Source organism: Hymenobacter psoromatis, assembly GCA_001596155.1.
Taxonomy (GTDB): domain Bacteria; phylum Bacteroidota; class Bacteroidia; order Cytophagales; family Hymenobacteraceae; genus Hymenobacter.
Window position 1 is genome coordinate 3,676,025 of the sequence record CP014771.1, and the last position, 19,303, is coordinate 3,695,327.

Annotated in this window: 16 protein-coding genes; 10 read left to right on the plus strand and 6 right to left on the minus strand. The window is 63.8% G+C overall.

The genetic code is table 11. The features are described from left to right. Positions 1-405 precede the first annotated feature (405 nt). Entirely contained in the window at positions 406-789 is a 384-nt protein-coding gene (locus A0257_15675; protein ID AMR28387.1) for a hypothetical protein, read from the plus strand. A 109-nt stretch (positions 790-898) separates the two neighbouring features. Here the strand turns inward: A0257_15675 and A0257_15680 are convergent, their stop codons facing one another. Beyond that, positions 899-3,661, minus strand: a complete 2,763-nt coding sequence (locus A0257_15680; GenBank protein AMR28388.1) for a hypothetical protein — start codon at positions 3,659-3,661, stop codon at positions 899-901. Positions 3,662-3,803: 142 nt separating this feature from the next. On the opposite strand from A0257_15680, the gene A0257_15685 reads away from it, so the two are divergent. Next, positions 3,804-4,541 (plus strand): hypothetical protein, encoded by a 738-nt coding sequence (locus A0257_15685; protein ID AMR28389.1) that lies wholly within the window; start codon positions 3,804-3,806, stop codon positions 4,539-4,541. Between the two features lie 144 nt (positions 4,542-4,685). Here A0257_15685 and A0257_15690 read toward each other — a convergent pair whose 3' ends face one another. After that, complete coding sequence (locus A0257_15690; GenBank protein AMR28390.1) at positions 4,686-5,996, minus strand: N-acyl-L-amino acid amidohydrolase; 1,311 nt, start codon at positions 5,994-5,996, stop codon at positions 4,686-4,688. Between the two features lie 153 nt (positions 5,997-6,149). Between A0257_15690 and A0257_15695 the strand changes: the two genes are divergently transcribed. Together A0257_15695 and A0257_15700 are read left to right on the plus strand one after the other, a co-directional pair. Next, positions 6,150-6,857 carry a hypothetical protein gene (locus A0257_15695; GenBank protein ID AMR28391.1) on the plus strand — a complete coding sequence of 236 codons (708 nt, stop codon included), beginning with the start codon at positions 6,150-6,152 and terminating at the stop codon, positions 6,855-6,857. A gap of 525 nt (positions 6,858-7,382) precedes the next feature. After that, positions 7,383-8,024, plus strand: a complete 642-nt coding sequence (locus tag A0257_15700) for a hypothetical protein (GenBank protein ID AMR28392.1) — start codon at positions 7,383-7,385, stop codon at positions 8,022-8,024. A gap of 467 nt (positions 8,025-8,491) precedes the next feature. Here A0257_15700 and A0257_15705 read toward each other — a convergent pair whose 3' ends face one another. After that, positions 8,492-9,916 (minus strand): hypothetical protein, encoded by a 1,425-nt coding sequence (locus tag A0257_15705; protein AMR28393.1) that lies wholly within the window; start codon positions 9,914-9,916, stop codon positions 8,492-8,494. Positions 9,917-9,965: 49 nt separating this feature from the next. Between A0257_15705 and A0257_15710 the strand changes: the two genes are divergently transcribed. Further along, positions 9,966-10,676, plus strand: coding sequence for a hypothetical protein (locus A0257_15710; protein AMR28394.1), 711 nt, complete (start codon positions 9,966-9,968; stop codon positions 10,674-10,676). 261 nt (positions 10,677-10,937) lie between these two features. On the opposite strand, the gene A0257_15715 is transcribed toward A0257_15710, so the two are convergent. Next, a complete protein-coding gene (locus A0257_15715) occupies positions 10,938-11,471 on the minus strand; it encodes a hypothetical protein (GenBank protein AMR28395.1) in 534 nt (177 codons plus the stop codon). Between the two features lie 792 nt (positions 11,472-12,263). After that, positions 12,264-13,079 (minus strand): phytanoyl-CoA dioxygenase, encoded by an 816-nt coding sequence (locus tag A0257_15720; GenBank protein ID AMR28396.1) that lies wholly within the window; start codon positions 13,077-13,079, stop codon positions 12,264-12,266. 415 nt (positions 13,080-13,494) lie between these two features. Between A0257_15720 and A0257_15725 the strand changes: the two genes are divergently transcribed. The 3 genes from A0257_15725 to A0257_15735 all read left to right on the plus strand — a co-directional run bounded on the left by A0257_15725 (position 13,495) and on the right by A0257_15735 (position 16,124). After that, positions 13,495-15,051, plus strand: a complete 1,557-nt coding sequence (locus A0257_15725) for a hydroxymethylglutaryl-CoA reductase (GenBank protein ID AMR29802.1) — start codon at positions 13,495-13,497, stop codon at positions 15,049-15,051. A gap of 153 nt (positions 15,052-15,204) precedes the next feature. Continuing rightward, positions 15,205-15,879 (plus strand): hypothetical protein, encoded by a 675-nt coding sequence (locus A0257_15730; GenBank protein AMR28397.1) that lies wholly within the window; start codon positions 15,205-15,207, stop codon positions 15,877-15,879. Continuing rightward, positions 15,879-16,124 carry a transcriptional regulator gene (locus A0257_15735; protein AMR28398.1) on the plus strand — a complete coding sequence of 82 codons (246 nt, stop codon included), beginning with the start codon at positions 15,879-15,881 and terminating at the stop codon, positions 16,122-16,124. Before A0257_15730 ends, A0257_15735 begins: the two co-directional genes overlap by 1 nt. Here the strand turns inward: A0257_15735 and A0257_15740 are convergent. Further along, complete coding sequence (locus A0257_15740) at positions 16,121-17,773, minus strand: peptidase S41 (GenBank protein ID AMR29803.1); 1,653 nt, start codon at positions 17,771-17,773, stop codon at positions 16,121-16,123. The two genes, A0257_15735 and A0257_15740, sit on opposite strands and share 4 nt — an antisense overlap. 469 nt (positions 17,774-18,242) lie before the next feature. Between A0257_15740 and A0257_15745 the strand changes: the two genes are divergently transcribed. Beyond that, the gene (locus tag A0257_15745) at positions 18,243-18,677 is read left to right on the plus strand and encodes a crossover junction endodeoxyribonuclease RuvA (GenBank protein AMR28399.1); all 435 of its coding nucleotides are present in this window, start codon (positions 18,243-18,245) and stop codon (positions 18,675-18,677) included. After that, positions 18,674-19,294 carry a peptide deformylase gene (locus tag A0257_15750; GenBank protein AMR28400.1) on the plus strand — a complete coding sequence of 207 codons (621 nt, stop codon included), beginning with the start codon at positions 18,674-18,676 and terminating at the stop codon, positions 19,292-19,294. The genes A0257_15745 and A0257_15750 overlap by 4 nt, the downstream gene beginning before the upstream one ends. Positions 19,295-19,303: the final 9 nt, after the last annotated feature.

Consider the following 19,303-nt stretch of genomic DNA (forward strand, 5'->3'; position numbering starts at 1 on the left):
TGAAAGGGATAAAACGCCCTTCAAATGGCTTTGAGCCACATTTTTTAATTCTACTGGCTTGATAAAAGATAAAATCACCTTACAAGAATTATTTTAATTAATTTTTCATAATGGAAAAACTATAAAACTAAACAAAAAATGAATGTAAAATTTTAGAAGAAATTTTCGCACATTAGGTGAGGGCCAAATTGAATAAATTTATTTTTCAAGAAAAAATAGAATTTATCCGCGTTCTCGTGTTTAGCTTTACCACTGCGGGGCGTAAAAAGCACGTAGCAGGATAAGCGCCGATGCTTAGGTGTCCCGACGGCTTTTCCTGGTGTTGGCCTGTGCCAGGCACGTCCGGGCATAAGCCGTGCTATGTAACCGCCGCGTTTCTTCACACTTTCCCCTCCTGCCTGCCCTATGCGCTCTCCCTTTTCCACCTGGCTGCTGAGCGGCTTGCTAGCTGCCGCCGCGCCCGCCCTGGCTGCTACCCCCCCCACCACCGTGCTGAGCCCGGCCGCCGCCGCCGGGCAGTTCGTGCAGGTGTGCCGCGCCCGCCTCGACCTCACGGCCGAGCAACGCACTTCCCTCACCGCTTACCTGGACCAGGAAATCAACTACCTGGCGGTGCAGGCCGCCAATCACCCGGCCGCCGAAGTAGCCGCCGAGCTGCCCGCTGAGCGCACGCAGTTTCAGCTGGTAGCCAGCCACCTGCTCTCGCCCGAGCAACTGCGGCAGTTCCGCGAGCTGGAGGCTACCTCCAAGGTGCGCGCCTACCTGCGCCAGATGTCGCTGGGCGAGTGATTAAGTTAAGAGTTGAGAATTAAGAGTTAAGAATTAAAAAGGGGGCTTGCCGACGTTCTCAACCGTCGGCAAGCCCCCTTTTTAATTCTTAACTCTTAATTCTCAACTCTCAACTCACTACTCCCCGGCCGCTGGCCTCCACCATTGCCCGGATGGGCTCGTTGAGCCCTGCGGCATCGCTGAGCTCTTCGAGGGTCAGGTGCAGGCGGTACTTCCAGAAGTGCTGGGGGTTGCTGGGCACGTTGATTTGCTCGTCGTGCGGGTTGGGGCGGCGCAGCTGCGTGTCCATACCCAGGAAGTCCTGGAGCGGGAAAATGGCCCACATGGCCGGGGAATGGAGGTGCTGGTTGAGCACTTCGCGCACCACCCAGGGCTCGCAGTAGTAGGGCGCGAGCTGGCGCCAGTGGCCCAGCATGGTTTCGTAGTAGCGCTGGGTGCGCACGTGGTCCTCTTCCCACCAGCCGCGTAGGGTGCTCATGTCGTGGCTGCCGGTGGTCACCACCGAGAGGTAGGGCGCGTCGTTGGGGTGGCCAAACTCGGTGGCGGGGTTCGAGGGCATCCGCTGGATATTCAGGCCCAGAATGCCGAGCTGGTGCATGACGCCGGGCACCGAAGCGGGCACCATGCCCAGGTCCTCGCCGCAGATGAGCATGTCGGTGGCGTAGCGCACGGCGGGCAGCTTGATGAGCCCCTGCTCGCGCCAGAACTCGTCGTTGCGGCGGAAAAAGAAGTCCACGTAGATGTCGTCGTAGAGCCGGCGCCGGCTCTCATCATCGGCCAGCTCGGCGAAGCTGGCCGTCTTGTTGAGCGTGATGCGCGGATGGTAGAAGTCGTTGCCAGCAGGCAGGAAAAGTACTTCATTCACAAAGTGATACAAGCCGGGCTGCACGCGCCGCAGGAAGTCGGCGCGCGCGGGCTGAGCGGCAATTTGCGCAGCGGTATATGACTCGATTTGGCGCTGGCTGGCCACCGCGGGCCGGAGCTGAATGGCGCCGTACTGGTCGGCCACCATAAACTCGTCGAACACGGCCTGGGCGTCGTCGCCGAAGGTTTGCTCCAGCAGGTGCCAGCGAATGTAGGGCTCGCACAACCGGCCGTAGTCGAACCAGCCCAGGCGGCGCTGCACCTCGTCGCGGTGCAGGGGTAGGGCCGGCGAAAAGTGACCCAGCAGGCCCTGCACCGAGTTTTCGGGCATTTCCCAGATGCGGAAGAAGCCCAGAATGTGGTCGATGCGCAGCGCGTCGAAGTAGCGGGCCAGGTGGCTCAGGCGCTCGCGCCACCACTGGTAGTCGTCCTGGGCCATGCGCGCCCAGTCGTAGGTCGGGAAGCGCCAGTTCTGGCCGGTGGTCGAGAAGTCGTCGGGCGGCGCGCCGGCCTGCTGGTCGAGGTGAAACAGCTCGGGCCGGGTCCAGGCGTCCACCGAGTGGCGGTAGATGCCGATGGGCAGGTCGCCCTTGAGCACTACCCCCCGGCGGCGGCCGTAGTCCACGGCGGCGCGCAGCTGGTGGTCGAGGTGAAACTGGGTGAAGAAGTGCAGGCCAAACTCGTCGAAGTCGGGCGCGCTTTCGGCCGTCAGCTGGTCAAGGTCGCGCGGCGTGCGGAACTCCGTGGGCCACTGGTGGTAGTCGGCGGTGCCGAAACGTTCGCGCAGGGCCGAAAACGCCGCGTAGGGAATCAGCCAAGCGGCCTGCTCGGCGCGGAATTTCTGGAACTCGGGGTCGGCCAGGAATTTCTTCTTCTCCTGCTGATACAAGAGCTTGAGAAACTTCCACTTGGCGTTCATCACGGGCTCGTAGTCCACGAAGTCCTTGGCGTTCAGCTCCTCGCGCAGCCTGGCCAGCTCGGCGCGGGCGACCTTATCCTTCAGCTCGGCAATGCCGTTGAGGTGCAGGTACTGCGGGTGCAGCGCAAACACCGAGATGGCGGCGTAGGGGTAGGAATCGACCCAGGTGTGGGTAGCCGTAGTGTCGTTGATGGGCAGAATCTGCACCAGGTTGAGGCCCGTCTTTTCGGCCCAGTCGATGAGCAGCTTCAGGTCCGAAAACTCGCCCACGCCCAGGCCTTTCTCGCTGCGCAGCGAGAACACGGGCATGGCCACGCCGGCCCCGCGCCAGGGCCGGGCCGCGTAGCGAAAGCCCTCGTCGTGCAGGGCCGTGAGCGTGCCGGGCGCGGCCGTGCCGGCGGGCAGCACCCGGTCGTCGCCGGTTTCGAGCTGCACCACCGCGTGCCGGCTGGGGTCCCAGAAGCCGTATTTGTAGCGCAGCTCGGCGGCCGGGTTTTTCAGCGTCAGCTCGGCCTGCCAGGTGGGGTAGGCGGCATCCGACAGAATGAATGGGTGAGTATTGTCCCAGCCGCCCAGGGCCGGGTCCGAGCCCAGCACGCACACCTGGTGGTGCGGGTCCACGCGCGGGGCGGCCAGCCCAAAGCGCACGGTAGCCGGCGCGGCTTTTTTGCCCTTGCCGGCCGGCGCGGGGGTAGCGCTGCCGCTGCCGGGCGCGTGGCCGGGCCGGCGAAACAGCGCCTTGGTGAAGGCCGCCGTGAACAGCTCGTTATCAGCCTCGGCCGGGGCGCGCCAGAAGTCGCGCACTTCCTGGTGGGCGTAGGCCGGGCCGGTGGGCAGGGGTAGGGCGCGGTTGTCGCCCCACTCCCACACCACGCCGCCGCCCTCAAACAGCAGCACGTACTTATACAAAATGGCGGGGCCGGCACCGGCGGGCACGTCTATTTCGGCGCTCCAACGGGTGGTGGCCTCGTCGTAGTGCAGGGGCAGGGCGTCGGCCAGCTGCCAGTTGCCCAGGGCAGGTAGCGAACCGCACAGCACCAGGCGCTGGCCGTAGGTGGTGCGGTAGGGCAGGGAAAAACGAATAGTCATGAGGAGAGCCAAAATACTGGCCGCAAGATACTGCCCCGGCCGCCGGGCCGCCGCCGGGCCAACGGCCGGGCGGCATCCGCCGTATGCGCCAGCTATCTTGCCACACTTCCCGCGCCAGCCGCTGGCCACTAGCTTTCACCCCATGCGTTTTCTTCTACTGAGTGCCTTACTGAGTGCCAACCTGGCCGCCGTGGCCGGGCCTCCCGGCTACCACGCCCCGCGCCGCTTCCTTACCCCCGATAACCAGCCCTACCACCGCCTGCCGCTGCGCCTGAACGCGGGCGTCAACCTGGCTTATTATAACGGCGACCTCACCAACCGCCTCACCGACAACAGCTTCAAAGTGGGCCTCAACGTGGGCCTGGCCAAAACGCTGAGCCCGCACCTCACCTTCGCGCTCGACCTGAGCTACCTGCACCTGGCGGCCAAGGATATCTACCCCCAGCGGGGCTACGCGTTTAGCAGCAACAACGCGCTGCTGACCACGCTCCTGCGCTACAACTTATTTGCCGATAAGAGCATGCTCATCGGCCCCAAGCACAAGGAAGTGCCGGTGCTGGTGTTTCTCAGCGCGGGGGTCGGGGCCACGCTGTTCAACCCCAGCGCGAGCCGGTATGGCATTGCGCTGCTTCCCGAAGGGAACAATACTTATCCTGGCCTGGCGGCCGTGCTGCCCGTGGGCGGCGGCGTCACGCTGCGGGCCAGCCCGCGCCTGGCGTTCACGGCCGAGGCGCTCTACTTCTTCACCACCACCGACCTGCTCGATGACGTGAGCCAGCGCGGCAACCCCGGCTCGACCGACAATTTCGCTACCCTCACGCTCAAAGTGGAGTACAGCCTGAGCAAAGCCAAAGGGAAACTGCTCATCCACAATGACTAAAAGCGTGTGCGGTAAGCTTGAGCTGGCCGTGGAAGTGGAAGGTAGGCCTTGGCCTGCCGGGCGTAAAGGCGCGTGGGTGCCGCGGCGGCCAGCTCAAGCTTACCGCACCTCTCACCCGGCCAGCTCAAGCTTACCCCACCCGCGCTACTTGCCCGTGAGGTAGTCGGCGGCCATAGTGGCCAGCGTTTTCACGCCCAGCGGAAAGGCGTTTTCATCTATCCTGAAGCCGGCGGTGTGGTGGTCGGCCACGGTGGCGGGGTCGGTGCCGGGCGTCATGCCGCCCAGGAAGAAGAACAGGCCGGGCACTTTCTCCTGGTAGCAGGCGAAGTCCTCGGCCCCGGTCACGGCTTTTATCTCGGTCACGTTGGCAACGCCGGCCGTGCGCTGGAGGGTAGGGAGCATGCGGGCCGTGAGGGCGGGGTCGTTATAGGTAACGGGCACGTAGGGCTCGATGGTGACTTCGGCCGTCGCGCCGTTGGCGGCCGCGATGCCGGTGGCCGTGCGCTTGATGGCCGCCCAGATTTGCTCCTGCGTTTTGGGGCTGAACGCCCGGATGGTGCCGCTGAGCGTGGCATCGGGCGGAATGATGTTGTAGCGCACGCCGGCCTGCAAGGTGCCCACCGTCACCACGGCGGCGTCCTGGGTCAGGTCAATCTGCCGGCTCACGATGGTTTGCAGGGCCGTGACAATCTCGGCCAGCGTCACCACCGGGTCCACGCTGGCCCAGGGCTTGGCCCCGTGCGCGCCCCTACCCAGCACTTTCACCGTGAAGCGGTCGGAGCTGGCCATTTCGCCACCGGGGCGGTATTTCAAAGTGCCCACCGGAGTCAAGGCATTGATGTGCAGCCCAAACACGGCATCCACCTTGGGCTTATCGAGCACGCCATCCTCCACCATGAGCTTGGCCCCGCCCACCACGCCGGGCAGCGACCCTTCTTCGGCGGGCTGAAAGATAAACTTGACGGTGCCGGGCAGGTCCTTCTTCACCTGGCTCAGCACCTCGGCCGCGCCCAGCAGCATGGCCACGTGGGTGTCGTGGCCGCAGGCGTGCATCACTCCCACGGGCTGGCCCAGGTACACGGTCTTGACGGTGCTGGCAAAGGCCAGGCCGCTGGTTTCGGTGAGGGGTAGGGCGTCCATGTCGGCGCGCAAGGCCACGACGCGGCCGGGCTTGCCCCCCTTCAGAATGCCCACCACGCCGGTGCGGGCCACGCCGGTTTGCACCTCCAGGCCCAGGCGCTTCAGCTCGGTGGCGATGAGGGCGGCGGTGCGGGTTTCCTCGTTGCCCAGCTCGGGGTGCTCGTGAATGTCGCGCCGCCAGGCCACCACTTTGAGCTGCTCGGTGGCGGCGAGCTGCGCGATGCGGGCATCGAGGGCGGCGTTTTGGGCGTGGGCGGCGGGGGCGGCCAGGGCCAGCCCAAGGCCGGCCAGCAAGAGGGGGGTAGCGTTTTTCATGGCCTCCAAGGTACTGCCCGGCCCCGCTTTGCCGCCCCGGCCGGCCGCGGCCCCGGCTTCAACGCGCCCGCCGCCCCGCTGGCCTTGGCCGGCTGGCGCGGCGGGGCGTACTTTTGCCTTCTTACCCCCGGCCCGTTTTAACTCCGTAGCGCCATGCACGTTTCCGCTTCTTCCGCGCCGCCCGCCGTCGCTTCTTCGGTGGTGGCCGCTCGCCCCTCCCTGCGCGCGCGCTGGGCCGAAGAGCTGGCAATGCCGGCCAACCGCCGGAGCTGGCTGCTGCTGCTGGTGCTGCTGTTTGGGGGGCTGGTGCCGCTGGTGCCAGGCTTCTTTCAACACATTCAGCAGCGGTCCGGTGGGCTGCTGCTGCCCGACCCGCTGCTGCGCCTGCTGCCCCACCACGACGTGGGCACCCTCATTTTCGTGCTCATGTACGGGGCGGTGGTGGTGGGCGTGGGCTGGCTGCTGGTCCACCCCCGGCTGTTTTTGCGCGGCCTCTGGGCGCTGTTGCTGCTGCTGCTCATGCGGATGCTCACCATCTGGCTGGTGCCGCTGGTGCCGCCCCTGGACATTCTGCCCCTGTCCGACCCGCTGCTGGCCCGGCTCTTTCACACCAGCCCCAGCGAGGCCATTACCAAGGACCTGTTTTTTTCGGGCCACACCTCCACGGTGGCCCTGCTGGCCCTGGCGGCGCGCGGCTGGTGGCGGCGCGGCCTGGCCGTGCTGATGGTGCTGGTGGGCGTGCTGGTGCTGGTGCAGCGCGTGCATTATACCTACGACGTGCTGGCCGCCCCGCTTTTTGCCTGGCTGGCCTACTGGGTGGCGGCCTTCCTGACGCGGCGCGCCACCAACGGGCCGGCCTAGCTGCGGGTCGCCGGCTGCGGTAAGCCGCCCTCCGCATCCTGTTGGCCCCTGGCATCCGGCCGCCACACCCACGCAGCCCTGCCGGGCGGGGGTAGGCCCCGCATCCTGCTGCTCGCCTCTGTTGGCAGCAGGGGTAAAGCTGTTGGCGGCGCGAACAACCTTACCCCTGGCGCGAACAACCTCGCTTCCGGCGCAAACAACCTCGCTCCCGGCGCGAACAACCTTATCCCCGCTGCCAACAGCCTTACTCCCGACGGGGGTAAGGCTGTTCGCGTTACCAATAACCTCGTCCTCGCCGCGGACAAAGGTCAGCCGGCCGGGCAGGCAAACGGCCGGCCGGCTGACAACCAGCCGGCTGAATAGGAGAAAGCCAGGAAAATGCTGGAATGATAGAATAATGACGAGTTGATGAAGGGATTTATGCCGGAGCTTACTTTACCTTTCGCCCTGCGGGGCTTTCAGGTGCAAGCCCGCTCCTAGCTGGCGGGGTGCCAGGTTATTCCTTTTCTTCTATCAACCCACCAAATGACGCGACCCCAGACTATTGCTACCAATTACAGCGGCTACATCGACCAGGACTTTATTGACCTAGGCGAAAACATTCTGGCCGGCGTGGCTGCCAACGCCAGCTACGACAAGCCCCCGCAACCCCTGGCCGAGTTGAAGGGCCTGCTCGGCCAGCTGGCCGAAGCCGCCAAGGCCATGAAGACCGGCCTCAAGGCCGCCACCCAGCAGCGCGACTACCTGCGCGCCCAGGCCGAGGCTGCCTTCAAGGCCCTGAGTGCCTACGCCACCGGCGCTACCCCCGCCCGCCCCGACCTGTGGGCCGCCGCTAACTTCCCGCTCACCAAGGCCGAAACCACGCCGCGCCAAACCAGCCTGCCCATCACGGGCCTGGCCCTGCTCGACGGCCCCAGCCCCCGCACCCTCACGGCCAGCGTCGATATCCAGGCCGGCATGTATGCCTACGCCTGGCGCGTCTTCCCCAAAGACACGGCCCCCGAAGACCTGGCCGCTGGCTACTGCTACCGCTTCTGCCTCACCCGCGAGCCCAAGGTCCTCCTCGATGCCCTCGACAGCGGCACGGCCTACGGTGTGGAGTGCGCCGCCTGGAACAACACCGGCCCCTTGCAGTGGAGCACGGCCGCGTTCCGCATCGTGCAGTAGGGGTAGGTGGTGGCTCGTCTGTCCGTCCGGCCAGCGCCCGGTTGCCTCGCGGCGGCCGGGCGTTTTGGTGGGCGGCCGGGTGGGGCCGTTGGGGTCGGCCTGGGGCAGTGCTAGAGCCTGCTTGGAATCGTTTTGGCTTGTTTAGGCTATAGGGAAAGTGAGAAAAGTACCCTGCATCTGGCGCTCATAAGCACCTTTCTTCTAAGGATATCGTGGCTGTTTCTCATCGGTCGATGGGGCTGGCCCGGAGTGCCGTCCTTATTCCCTCTGTTGTTCGCTATGAAAAGAACCACTACCGCCACCGGGCGGGCGGCCCGTGCGGGCTGGCCGCCCGCCGGCGTGTACGTGGTGCGCAGCGGCACCCGCGCCGTGCGCCTCACGGTGGAGTAAGTGCCCACAGCGAAGAAGCCAAAGACCAGATAGCCCGGCCGCCGCGAGGTGGCTGGGCTGTTGGCGTAGCGGGTGGGCTACCCCGGCTCTTCTTCCTGGACCACGGCGGCGGCCACCGGCGAGGCCACCGCCGTGGCCAGGTCCTGGCCATACCAGCCGCCCCGCAGGTACCAGATGCCCGCCACCAGCGAGATGCAGACGTTGGCCACCACGAACGACCACCAGATGCCCCGAAAGCCCAGCGCCGTGTGGTGCGACAAGTACCAGGCCACCGGAAACTGGATGACCCAGCTGCCGGTAATGGTCAGCAGCATGGCCGAAAAGGTGTTCCCTACCCCCCGAAAGGCCCCCGACACCGTTTGCTGCACCCCCGCGAAGCAGAGGCTGCCCGCCGCGATGCGCACAAAGCCCACCGCCTCGGCGGCCACGCGCGCATCGCCCCTGATAAAGAAGCCTACCAGCGGCTTAGCCACCAGCCAGATGGTGCCGCCCAGGGCCAGCAGCGTGACGAAGCTCACGCCCAGCGCGTAGTTGGCCGTGCGCAGGGCGCGGGGCAGGTTGCGCGCCCCCACGTTCTGGGCCACCAGCGTGGAGCAGGCCAGCGAGATGCCGAGCGCCGGGATGATAGCCAGCGCCACGATGCGCGAGCCGATGCCATAGGTGGCCAGGACTTCGGTGCCGAAGCCGGCCGCCAGGGTCGTGAGCATGGAAATGCCGAGCGCCCGCGCCGAGAGGTCAATGGACGAAGGGCCGCCCAGGCGCAGCATCTGGCGCAGCAGGGTCCAGTCGGGCCGGTAGCCGGCAAAGCTGAGCCGGATGCCCGCCCGGCCCCGCATTAGGATGTATAAGCCTACCAACACGCTCAGCACCTGCGTGCAGACGGTGGCCGTGGCCGTGCCCTCCACGCCCAGCGCCGGCAGCGGCCCCCAGCCGTAGATAAAGAGCGGGTCCAACCCGAAGTTGAGCGCCAGCGTGGCCAGGTTGATGTAGAGCGGAATCTTGACTTCGCCTACCCCCCGCATGAGCGACTGGAACATGAGGAAGCCGAAGTTGAAGGCCAGCCCCAGGAACAGCACCCGCTGGAAGGCGTTGGCGAGGGTGAATATGTCGGGCCCTACCCCCATCAGCCGCAGAATGAGCGGCGAGCCGACATACGCCCCCACGCTCAGCAGCGCCGCGAATGACACGGCCAAAATCAGCCCCTGCACCGCCACGTGGTTGACCATGCCCTGGTTGCGCGCGCCCGCGTTCTGGGCCACCAGCACCGAGCCCGCCACCGAGAAGCCCGAGCCCAGGGCAATGAGCAGGAAGTTGACGGGGAAGCTGACGGCCACGGCCGCCACGGCATTGGCCCCCAGGCGGCCCACCCAATAGGCATCCACCAGCTGGTAGCCGGTCTGGAGGAAGTTGCCAAAGACGATGGGACCCGCCAGCTTGAGCAGGGTCGGCAGGATGGGTCCCTTGGTCAGGTTGGGGCGGGCGCGGGGGGTAGGGGGCGGCATAGGCCCTGCATACGGCCGGGGCCAGGATGCGGCTGCCGGGGGCTGGCTTTTGGGGAAAGACCCGGTGGCGGCGGTGTTGGGTGGGCTGGCCGCTACCCTCCTGAACTTGAAGGGCAAGGAGGGGGCTTACGCTGGCGCTTGGGCCGGTGGGGGGGGTAGGAAAAAGGCGCGCCCCGGCGCGAACCACGGCAACAAAGCGCCGGGCAACGCCCCTATAGCCGCTTTCCCCTCACCCTTTAGCGTTCCTTTTCCAATGGCCGAGCAAGTCCCCGTCATCCACGACATCAGCAAGCTCCTTGAGAAAATCAAGGAGGTCAAGTACGCCACCATGACCACCCTGGAGGCCAACGGCCGCCTGCACGGCCGCCCCATGTACACCTGCGAGCCAGGCAAGGACCAGGCCCTCTGGTTCTTCACCGAGAAGGACGCGCAGAAGGTGACCGAGCTGCGCGCCAACCCGCAGGTGGGCCTCGGCTACGCCGACCTCGACAAGGCGACCTACGTCACCATCGCCGGCACCGGCGAGGTGGTCGAGGACAAGAACAAGATTAAAGACCTGTGGCGCGAGGACTTCCGCGGCTTCTTCCCCAAGGGCAGCGACGACCCCAACATTGCCCTTATTAAGGTCGAGATTGAGGGCGGCGAGTACTGGGACTCGCCCGGCAACTTCCTCGTGCGCGCCTTCGCCTACGCCAAAGCCGTGACGACCGGCAAAAAGCACCAGCCCACCGAGGACGAGCAAGCCAAGGTGCAGCCGTAGGGCCGGGTGGGCGCTGACCTGCCCGCTCCCTACCCCCCCGCAACCGCCCCGTATCCGCGCCCCAAGCCGCCGCTCCGCCCCCGGAGCGGCGGCTTGTTTTTGGAGGGTAGCCCGACCGCGCCGGCCGGGCGGCCGTACAAGCAGGGGAGCGCCGCGTCCCGCCGGGACCATTCAGCTCCCTACCCCCTGGTTGTGCCCGACACGGGCGCGCCGGGGCTTACCACGACTTATGCGCGGGTCAATCGCCACCATGTGCCGCGCCTAGCGCTGCACTTCGTACTTACGTTTGATAAAGTCGAGCATTTCGCGCACGTGCTCGTCGGTTTTGTTGGCCTCAATCTTCCACAGGGCCTCAATTAGCAGCAGTAGCAGGCGCGTTTCTTTGTCGGGCTCGGGGTAGCCGAGCTGCTCAAAGGCCGCTTGCAGGCGCGTGGGCACGGGCCGCATAAAGCGCTCGTGCTGCTGCTGGGCGGTGTCGTGGTCGGCCAGGCGGTACTGAAGCTTCCAGAAAGCGGGCTCCTCCAGCACCAGCTTGTAGGGCAGGTCGATGACGCTGTGAATGAACGTCAGCGGGTCAGTTTCGGTCAAGCCGCCCCGGTTATGCTCGATAATGCGCTGATAACCACTCTTAACTACGAAATCGAGCAATTGGTCCTTTGAGCCGAAATGCTTGAAGATAAGGGCTTCCGAAACGGCGGCAGCCTTGGCAATCTGTTGGGTGGAAGTATTCTCAAATCCTTTATCCCCAAAGAGTTGCAGCGCCACATTGGCAATGTGTTGGCGGCGGGTAATCATACGCGGAGCAAAGGGGGGTAGGGCGGCGGGCCAGCCGTAGGCAATGGATGAGGGCAAAGTTCGGGCATAAATGCCGGTCAGCCGTGCGTTAGGCCGCTTTAACGCACGTAAGGCGGCCTAACGTCTTCACTGCCAAAAAGAAACCGGCCGATTTGGAATTACCAAATCGGCCGGCTGAAAAACTTCGGACTCTACCAGGCCGGGGCGGGGTAGGGATACGTAAACCAGGCGGGGTGGGACGACGACTGGGTAAGCAGAGTGTGAGATGAAACCAGCCGGGGTGGGACAACGGCCGGTTGTCAGAGTGTGAGAGTGAAGCCAACTGGGGTGGGACAACAGCTGGCTAGTGTTGTGTAGCAAACCAGCCGGGGTGGGACGACAGCTGGCTGGTAGTGTATGGAGTAGGCTGCTACCAGGCAACCGGGTGGGACTCGTTAGCTGGTAGCGGGAGCAATATTACGACAAAATAATAAAACGTGGTGAGTGTTAGCTCACCTTTTTGGGTAAGTAGCCACTTACTTTTCGCTTTTTGAAAATAAAATGTTGTTAATCAGTGAAATAAGCTGACGTGCAAAATTATGTCATTTGTAGGAATCGTATCATTTGTTTTGCCGCTGCGCTTTCAACCCGATTTAGTGGTCTAAAAGCGCGTTTTTGCTTATTGCTGGGCAAGTGCTCGAAGTCTACTGCTTCGGGTTTTGCAACATGCTCATTACCAAACAAAAAACCCTACCCCCTTTGCAAGGAGTAGGGCATAAACGATACCGGCCAGCATTGCCGGGTTGCGCGTAGCTATTTTACCAAGTGCAGGAAGCGCAGGTAGAAGGGGGTAGGGCTCTCTTCGCTTTTGGGCTGATACTTGCCCCCGATGATGGGCAAATACATGACGCGGCGGCGTGACTCGGCCCCCACCAGCGGCGACTGCGCCACGCGGTGCCACATGCGGCCGTCGTGCACGGTGAGGTCGCCGGGCTCGGTTTCCACGGCCACTTCGTTGGGGTCGTAGAAAACGTCCTTGTAGTATTTTTTACGAAACAGCATCTTGCCCAGGCCCTGGCGATGGGTGCCGGGAATCACGCGCAGGCCGCCGTTGGTGGCTTTGGTGCCGTCGAGGTGCAGGCCCACGTTGAGCATGGGCCGGATGCGCTTGCCGTAAAAAACATCGCGCAGCGAGTCGGTGTGCCAGCCCATCTGGCTGAATTCGGAGCCTTCGACGTTCACGTAGTGGTTCACCACCAGGCCATCGCGCTCGTTTTCGCCCACGCGCCCTTTGGACGTTTCGAGCAGCGGAAACAGCGCCTCGAAGCGGGGGTCCTGCAGCAGCTCGTGCAGCACGGGGCTGTGCTGCGAGGCAAAGGCAAAGCGCTGCACGATGGGCGAGCCATCAACGTCCTTCCCATATTTAATGGGAACGCCATTTACCTTATCTACCTTGTGAGCCAGCCAGTTGGCTTGCACCTGCTGCGTGGCTTTCAGGTACATCTGCACTTGCTCGGGGGAAGCAAAGGGCCGGAAATGCAGAAACCCGTATTTAGAAAAGAAAGCCCGCTGTTCGGCCGTCAGTTCCTGGCCGAGAGTGAAGCGCGGATAATCGGATAAGGATGCCATAGAGGGAAAAGCTGGCGGAAAGAACTCCCGGCTGCCCTGGGATTCGAATGAAAGGGCAAAGATACGGTAGCACTACGTGGCAAGGGCATGAAACGTAGCGTTCTTGGGAGGTGCCGCGCGGCCTATAACCACTGTGCTCGGTAGAGGTTTGGGAGGAAGCCCAATTTTTGGGCAAAACCGGGTGCCTTTTTGGGCCAACGGGCGCAGCTTTGGTCTTAATAAGTCAATTTAGTAGTAGCATTGACTCGTATTGATGGGCACAGACATTTATTCTCCTCTTAGCCGCCGCATAAGATGGCGGTAGTCCTATTAAAATTAAATCAGCGCGCCTACCCCCGCCGGGCCGGCCAACGTACGCTAGCTGTCGCGCTTTATTCGGCACCTTCTCTCACTCCCTCAGCCCGCCCTACCCATGATGTTCACCCCCAGCCCCATGCTCCTCAAACTGCTCTACAACCGGGGCAGCCTCCGCAACTTGCCCGAGGGGCAGGGGGTAGCGTTCAGCATCAAAAACCGCCTCGACACGGCGCGGCTGACGGGCCTCAGGCAGGTGAGAATCGGGGAGGTGATAGTGCCAGCCACCCACATTCAGCTTGACCTGGGGGGTAGCGAGCGGCGGCCGGGTGCCAGCCTGGACGCTGACAGCCAGGCGATTGAGCTGCCGGTGGGCCGCACCATTACTTTCGTGCTGGCTACGCCCGCGCTGGCCGAAGGCATTCACCAGCTCCGGGCCGAGTTCAGCACCGATGCCTTTGGCGAGCTGAGCGTGGAGGTAGAAGATGCCATCGTGAGCCAGGACGGCCGGGTGCGCATTCCGCGCTCGGAGGAAGACGACTATTCTGAAGCGGCCATTCAGGCCCGGCAGCGGTTTGCCGAGCAGTTTACGGAGCAGGAATTCAAGCACTTGAAAAACTATTCCTTCGACCCGCACGAGCTAAAGGGTAACTGCGAGCAGTTTATGGGGGTAGCGCAGGTGCCGGTGGGCCTGGCCGGCCCGCTGCACGTGAACGGCGAGCACGCGCAGGGCGAGTTTCTAATCCCAATGGCTACCACCGAAGGCACGCTGGTTGCTAGCTACAACCGTGGCATCCAGGTACTTAACCTGTGTGGCGGCGTGAAATGCACCGTCATCGGCGACGCGATGCAGCGCGCGCCGGTGTTCGTGTTTGATGACGCGCGGGGTGCCCGCGACTTTGGCCGCTGGGTGGCCGAGAGCCTGGAACTGATTCGGCCCGAAGCCGAAAGCACTTCGCGCGTGGCCAGAATGCAATACATCGATACTTACCTGAGCAATAAATTTGCGTTCCTGCGCTTCAACTTTTCGACCGGCGACGCGGCCGGCCAGAATATGGTGGGTAGGGCCACTTTCGCGGCCTGCTCCTGGATTTTGGAGAATTATAAAGGCGCGCCGGTTCGGAATTTTTACCTCGAATCAAACTTCGCTACTGACAAGAAAGCCAGCCAGATAAACGTGATGCGCACCCGCGGCAAGCGCGTGGTGGCCGAAGCCGTTGTCCGGCGCGACGTGCTGCAACAGCGCATGCGCGTGACGCCCGAGCAGCTCGCCTATCACGGGCAGGTGAGCAACGTGGGTGCCTTTTTGAGCGGGGCCAACAACAATGGCGCGCACTCGGCCAACGGCATTACGGCGCTCTTTATCGCCACCGGCCAGGATGTGGCCAACGTGAGCGAATCGAGCGCCGGCGTGCTCTACTCGGAAGTGACCAAAGAGGGCGACCTGTACGTTAACATCACCATTCCGTCGCTCATCGTGGCCACCCACGGCGGCGGCACCGGCCTGGCCACCCAAAACGAATGCCTGCGGATGCTGGGCTGCGTGGGGCCAGGCACGGTCTATAAGTTTGCCGAAATCGTGGCCGGGGTGGTGCTGGCCGGCGAGCTGAGCCTGGGCGCGGCCATCAGCAGCAGCGACTGGGTGAGCAGCCACGAGCAGTACGGCCGCAACCGATAGGATAGGAGATAAACGATAAATATTTTTTGCTTATCGGAAAATATTTACTGTTTATCAATGAAAGATGACTTTCTTTGCAGCGCGTATTTTCAGGCGCTGCACCTTATGTCTTACCCTTACTTGTCTTCCATTTTACGTTTCACAAAGGCGCTGATGTGGTTTGCGCTGGTTGGCTCGGGCTTTATAGCCTTGACGCTGTGCGGGCGGGCGTATGATGTAGCCAACGCGTCGGAAGTCCGGCTAAAGCTCGATACCAGCCGGCCCAACCTGGGTGGTTTTTGGTACGAGATGGACGCTGGATTTAGAGGTGTTTGTCTGAGCCGGGCGTGCGACGCATGGGGGCCGCTGGCCAGCCCGCGCCCGGCCGCCGCAAACTTTGAGCTGGCCACTGACCTTCGCGCGCCCCTACTGCGCTACCGCGAACCCAGCGCCTGGAAGCGGGTCGGCTTACTAGCGCTGGGAGCGTTGGACGATAGCATGTCGGTGGCGGAGCTGTTACTACTGGCCGTAGGCAGTTGGCTGCTGCTCAAGCTACTGCAAGACGTGACGCCCGCTACCCCCTTCACCCTGGCCAACGCGCGGCGGCTGCGCCAGTTGGCGCTGCTGGTGTTCGGGCTCCATCTGTGGAGCTATCTGGCCTATGCCCTGGTGTGGCTGCTCGTGCCACCCTACCGCGTGGCCAGCCTAGCGGCACCGCTCAGTCACTACGTGCGCCTCAACACTGACGATTTGGTTCCTAGTGTTGCCGTGGGGTTTATGCTGCTCATTATCGCGGCCGTGTACCAGCGGGGCGTCGAGCTAAGCCGGGAAGCCGAACTTGTCATCTGATGCCCATTATTGTGAACCTCGACGTGATGCTGGCCCGGCGCAAAATGTCGCTGAGCGCCCTGGCCGAAACCGTGGACATTACGCTGGCCAATCTGTCCATCCTCAAAAGCGGCAAAGCCAAAGCGGTGCGCTTCAGCACCTTAGCGGCCATTTGCCAGGCGCTGGACTGCCAGCCCGCCGACCTGCTGGAGCACCGACCCGACCCGGCCGACCTGAGCAAGTCCGCCTCGGACGGCCCGGCCTAATGCCCGCCCAGCAGCGCGAGCTGCGCGGTGCTGTCCCGCACCACGCGCAGCGCCTGTTGCAGCTCCGGGTCATCGTCGCGCCAGATGGCGCTGGCTGCCTCGGGGCCGTAGGTAATGTGCGCGATGCTGGCCTTGAGGCTCGTGCGCAGGGCCGGCGCGCAACGGCGCAGGGCGGCCAGGTCGGGACGCAGTCCCGCCAGGGCGGCCAGCCGGGCCAGGCCATCCAGCTCGGTATCGGTGACGCGAAAAACGGCCTGGTACTGCGCGAAGCGCAGGCCCGTCAGTTCCACTTTATGCTGCTGATAAAAGGCCAGCGCGTAGGCTTGCGGCACGCCGGCCCGTTGCAGGCGCTGGTAGTAGGCCGCCTGGCGCAGCGTATCGCGGGCCACGAACACATCGGGCATAATGCCACCGCCGCCGTACACCACCCGGCCGTGGTCGGTGTGAAAGCGCGGCCCCGCGGCAAACTGCGCGCTGTCGGCCGCGGCAAACTCGCCGCGCTGCTGGCGCGCGGCCAGCTCGTGGTCGTAGGCGGCGCGGTCGGGGCCGTAGGGCTTCTGAATGCAGCGGCCGGCCGGGGTGTAGTAGCGCGCCACCGTGAGGCGCAGCTCACCGCCATCTTGCAGCATAATAGGCTGTTGCACCAGGCCCTTGCCGAAGGTGCGGCGGCCCACCAGCAGCGCGCGGTCGTGGTCTTGCAGCGCGCCGGCCAGCACCTCGGCGGCCGAGGCGCTGTTCTCATCCACCAGCACCACCAGTGGCGGCTGCTCCCAGTCGCCGGCCACGTGGGCGTAGGTTTGGGAGGCGTATTGCTCGTCTTTGCCCACCGTGGACACGATTTTGCGCGAGCCGGCAATGAACTCGTCGGCCAGGCGGGTGGCGCGGTCGAGGTAGCCGCCGGGGTTGCCGCGCAGGTCCAGCACCAGGCGCTTCAGGCCCTGGCGCTGCAAGTCGGCCAGCTGGGCCTTAAATTCTTCATAAGTGGTGGCCGCGAAGCGATTAACCTTAATGTAGCCCGTCTGCCCATCGTCCAGCAGCGCGCTCGGCTCGACCGACGCATTGGGCAGCCGCCCGCGGTTGAACTGAAAACGCAACGGCTGCGGCTGGTGCGGCCGGGCCACCGTCAGGCTTACGCTGCTGCCCCGCGGGCCGCGCAGCAGCTGCCCCAAGTGGGCTTGGCTCAGGTGGTAGCCGGCCACGGGGGTAGGCCCCACGCGCAGCAGCTGGTCGCCGGGCAGCAAGCCGGCCGTGGCGGCCGGGCCGGCCTGCTGCATCGTCACCACCGTAGCGGTATCACGGAAGAGGTTGAATTCCAGCCCTACCCCGTCAAAGCTGCTTTGCAAAAAGGCGTCGGTCTGCTCCCGGTCCTGCGCCCGAATATAGGCCGAGTGCGGGTCGAGCTTGCCCAGCAGCTGCGCCACGGCGTAGTTGGTGAGCCCATCGGCATCGACTGAATCCACGTAGTCGCGGTCGATGTAGCTCAGAATTTCCTTGTAGCGCAGGTAGCCGCGGGCCGTGGCTTCAGGGTTCTCCGTCTGCGGCCGAAAGGGGTTCGTGCCCAGGATAATACCAATCCCCAGCGTGAGCAGCGGCACCACCGTCAGGCACCACCGCCAGCCCCCTATAGTGCCCCTAACCCGGCCCGGCACCCGATTAAGTGCCGCCTTGGAGGCGTCAGCCGCTGGCTTGGGGGGTAGGAACATGGAGAAGATAGCGGCGGGCAGAAATTTAATCTAACCGCGAGAACTGGCAGCTGCCCGGCAAATTTATTGTATTCTGGCCGGCCTTGGTGCTGCCGACTAGCTAGTTAGGCCGTTTTCGAAGTTGGCCCCTACATTTTGTTGTTAAAATTCAAAAGCCCGGCTTGCCCGCGCGTTGGCGCTTGGGGAGGGGGTAGGGAGCCGGCGCTGGCTGGCCTAGCCCAGTAGCAGCGGCCTTTCTAAAACAGGTTTGGAAGTAGGCAAAAACGCTGCATGCTGAATTAAAAATTTGACAGCCAGGTTTTTGATTAATTGCTTGTCATTTTTAATGCGTTCTACAGAAAAGGGCTGGCTTGAAAACCGCCACAACCCTACCCCTGCGGCGGGGCCGTATCTTTGTGGCTTTCCCCATTACCTCATGTCCCCCACCGTTCCTGGCCGTATTCTGGCTATCGATTACGGCCACAAGCGCGTGGGCTTGGCCATCACCGACCCGCTCCAACTCATCGCTTCGCCCCTGGATACCATTCATAGCCAGGGCTTAGTGAAGTTCGTGCTCGACTACCACCTGCGTGAGCCGCTGGCGGCCGTGGTGGTGGGCATGCCGCGCACGCTGCTCAATGAGCCCACCGACTCGACCAGCGCCGTGGTGGGCCTGCTGCGCCGCCTGCGCCGCGAGCTGCCGGCCGTGCCCATCCACGAAATCGACGAGCGCTTTACCTCGCGCCTGGCCAAGCAGGCCATGCTGGCCGGCGGCCTGGGCCGCAAAGCCCGCCAGGATAAAGCCACCGTCGATAAGGTGAGCGCGGCGCTTATTCTCCAGTCTTTTCTAGAATCCACTCTGCATCCATGATTCTCCCGATTGTTGCCATCGGCGACCCCGTTCTCAAAACCCTCGCCAAAGAGCTGCCCGCCGACCTGCCCGCTGCCGACCTCACGAAGCTGGTCCAGGATATGTTCGAAACCATGTATTCGGCCCACGGCGTGGGCCTGGCCGCGCCCCAGATTGGCCGCAGCGTGCGCCTGTTCGTGATGGACTCGGGTCCGATGGTGGGCCCTGACGACGACGAGGACGACGACGAGCCCGTGGAAGTGGCCGCCCCCGACGAAATCGCTGAAACGCCCCTCAAGCGCGCCTTCATCAACCCCCAAATGCTGAGCGAAACCGGCGAGGCCTGGGGCTTCGAGGAAGGCTGCCTGAGCATCCCCGGCGTGCGTGAAATGGTGCAGCGCTGCCCTAATATCGTGCTACGCTACGAGGACGAAAACCGGCAGGTGCATGAGGAGGCTTTCAGCGGCATGGCCGCCCGCATCATCCAGCACGAGTACGACCACCTCGAAGGTATCTTGTTCACCGATAAGCTCTCCGCCTTTAAAAAGCAGCTGTTGAAAGGCCGGCTCGCCCGTATCAGCAAGGGTGATGTGAAGCACGAGTACCGGATGAAATTCCCGACCAGCACGCGTCGGTAGGAGGGTAGG

Bases quoted from the DNA above. Each gene is read 5' to 3' on its own strand.
- A0257_15675 (AMR28387.1), top strand. From the start codon at position 406: ATGCGCTCTCCCTTTTCCACCTGGCTGCTGAGCGGCTTGCTAGCTGCC.
- A0257_15680 (AMR28388.1), bottom strand. From the start codon at position 3,661: ATGACTATTCGTTTTTCCCTGCCCTACCGCACCACCTACGGCCAGCGC.
- A0257_15685 (AMR28389.1), top strand. From the start codon at position 3,804: ATGCGTTTTCTTCTACTGAGTGCCTTACTGAGTGCCAACCTGGCCGCC.
- A0257_15690 (AMR28390.1), bottom strand. From the start codon at position 5,996: ATGAAAAACGCTACCCCCCTCTTGCTGGCCGGCCTTGGGCTGGCCCTG.
- A0257_15695 (AMR28391.1), top strand. From the start codon at position 6,150: ATGCACGTTTCCGCTTCTTCCGCGCCGCCCGCCGTCGCTTCTTCGGTG.
- A0257_15700 (AMR28392.1), top strand. From the start codon at position 7,383: ATGACGCGACCCCAGACTATTGCTACCAATTACAGCGGCTACATCGAC.
- A0257_15705 (AMR28393.1), bottom strand. From the start codon at position 9,916: ATGCCGCCCCCTACCCCCCGCGCCCGCCCCAACCTGACCAAGGGACCC.
- A0257_15715 (AMR28395.1), bottom strand. From the start codon at position 11,471: ATGATTACCCGCCGCCAACACATTGCCAATGTGGCGCTGCAACTCTTT.
- A0257_15720 (AMR28396.1), bottom strand. From the start codon at position 13,079: ATGGCATCCTTATCCGATTATCCGCGCTTCACTCTCGGCCAGGAACTG.
- A0257_15725 (AMR29802.1), top strand. From the start codon at position 13,495: ATGTTCACCCCCAGCCCCATGCTCCTCAAACTGCTCTACAACCGGGGC.
- A0257_15730 (AMR28397.1), top strand. From the start codon at position 15,205: ATGTGGTTTGCGCTGGTTGGCTCGGGCTTTATAGCCTTGACGCTGTGC.
- A0257_15735 (AMR28398.1), top strand. From the start codon at position 15,879: ATGCCCATTATTGTGAACCTCGACGTGATGCTGGCCCGGCGCAAAATG.
- A0257_15745 (AMR28399.1), top strand. From the start codon at position 18,243: ATGTCCCCCACCGTTCCTGGCCGTATTCTGGCTATCGATTACGGCCAC.
- A0257_15750 (AMR28400.1), top strand. From the start codon at position 18,674: ATGATTCTCCCGATTGTTGCCATCGGCGACCCCGTTCTCAAAACCCTC.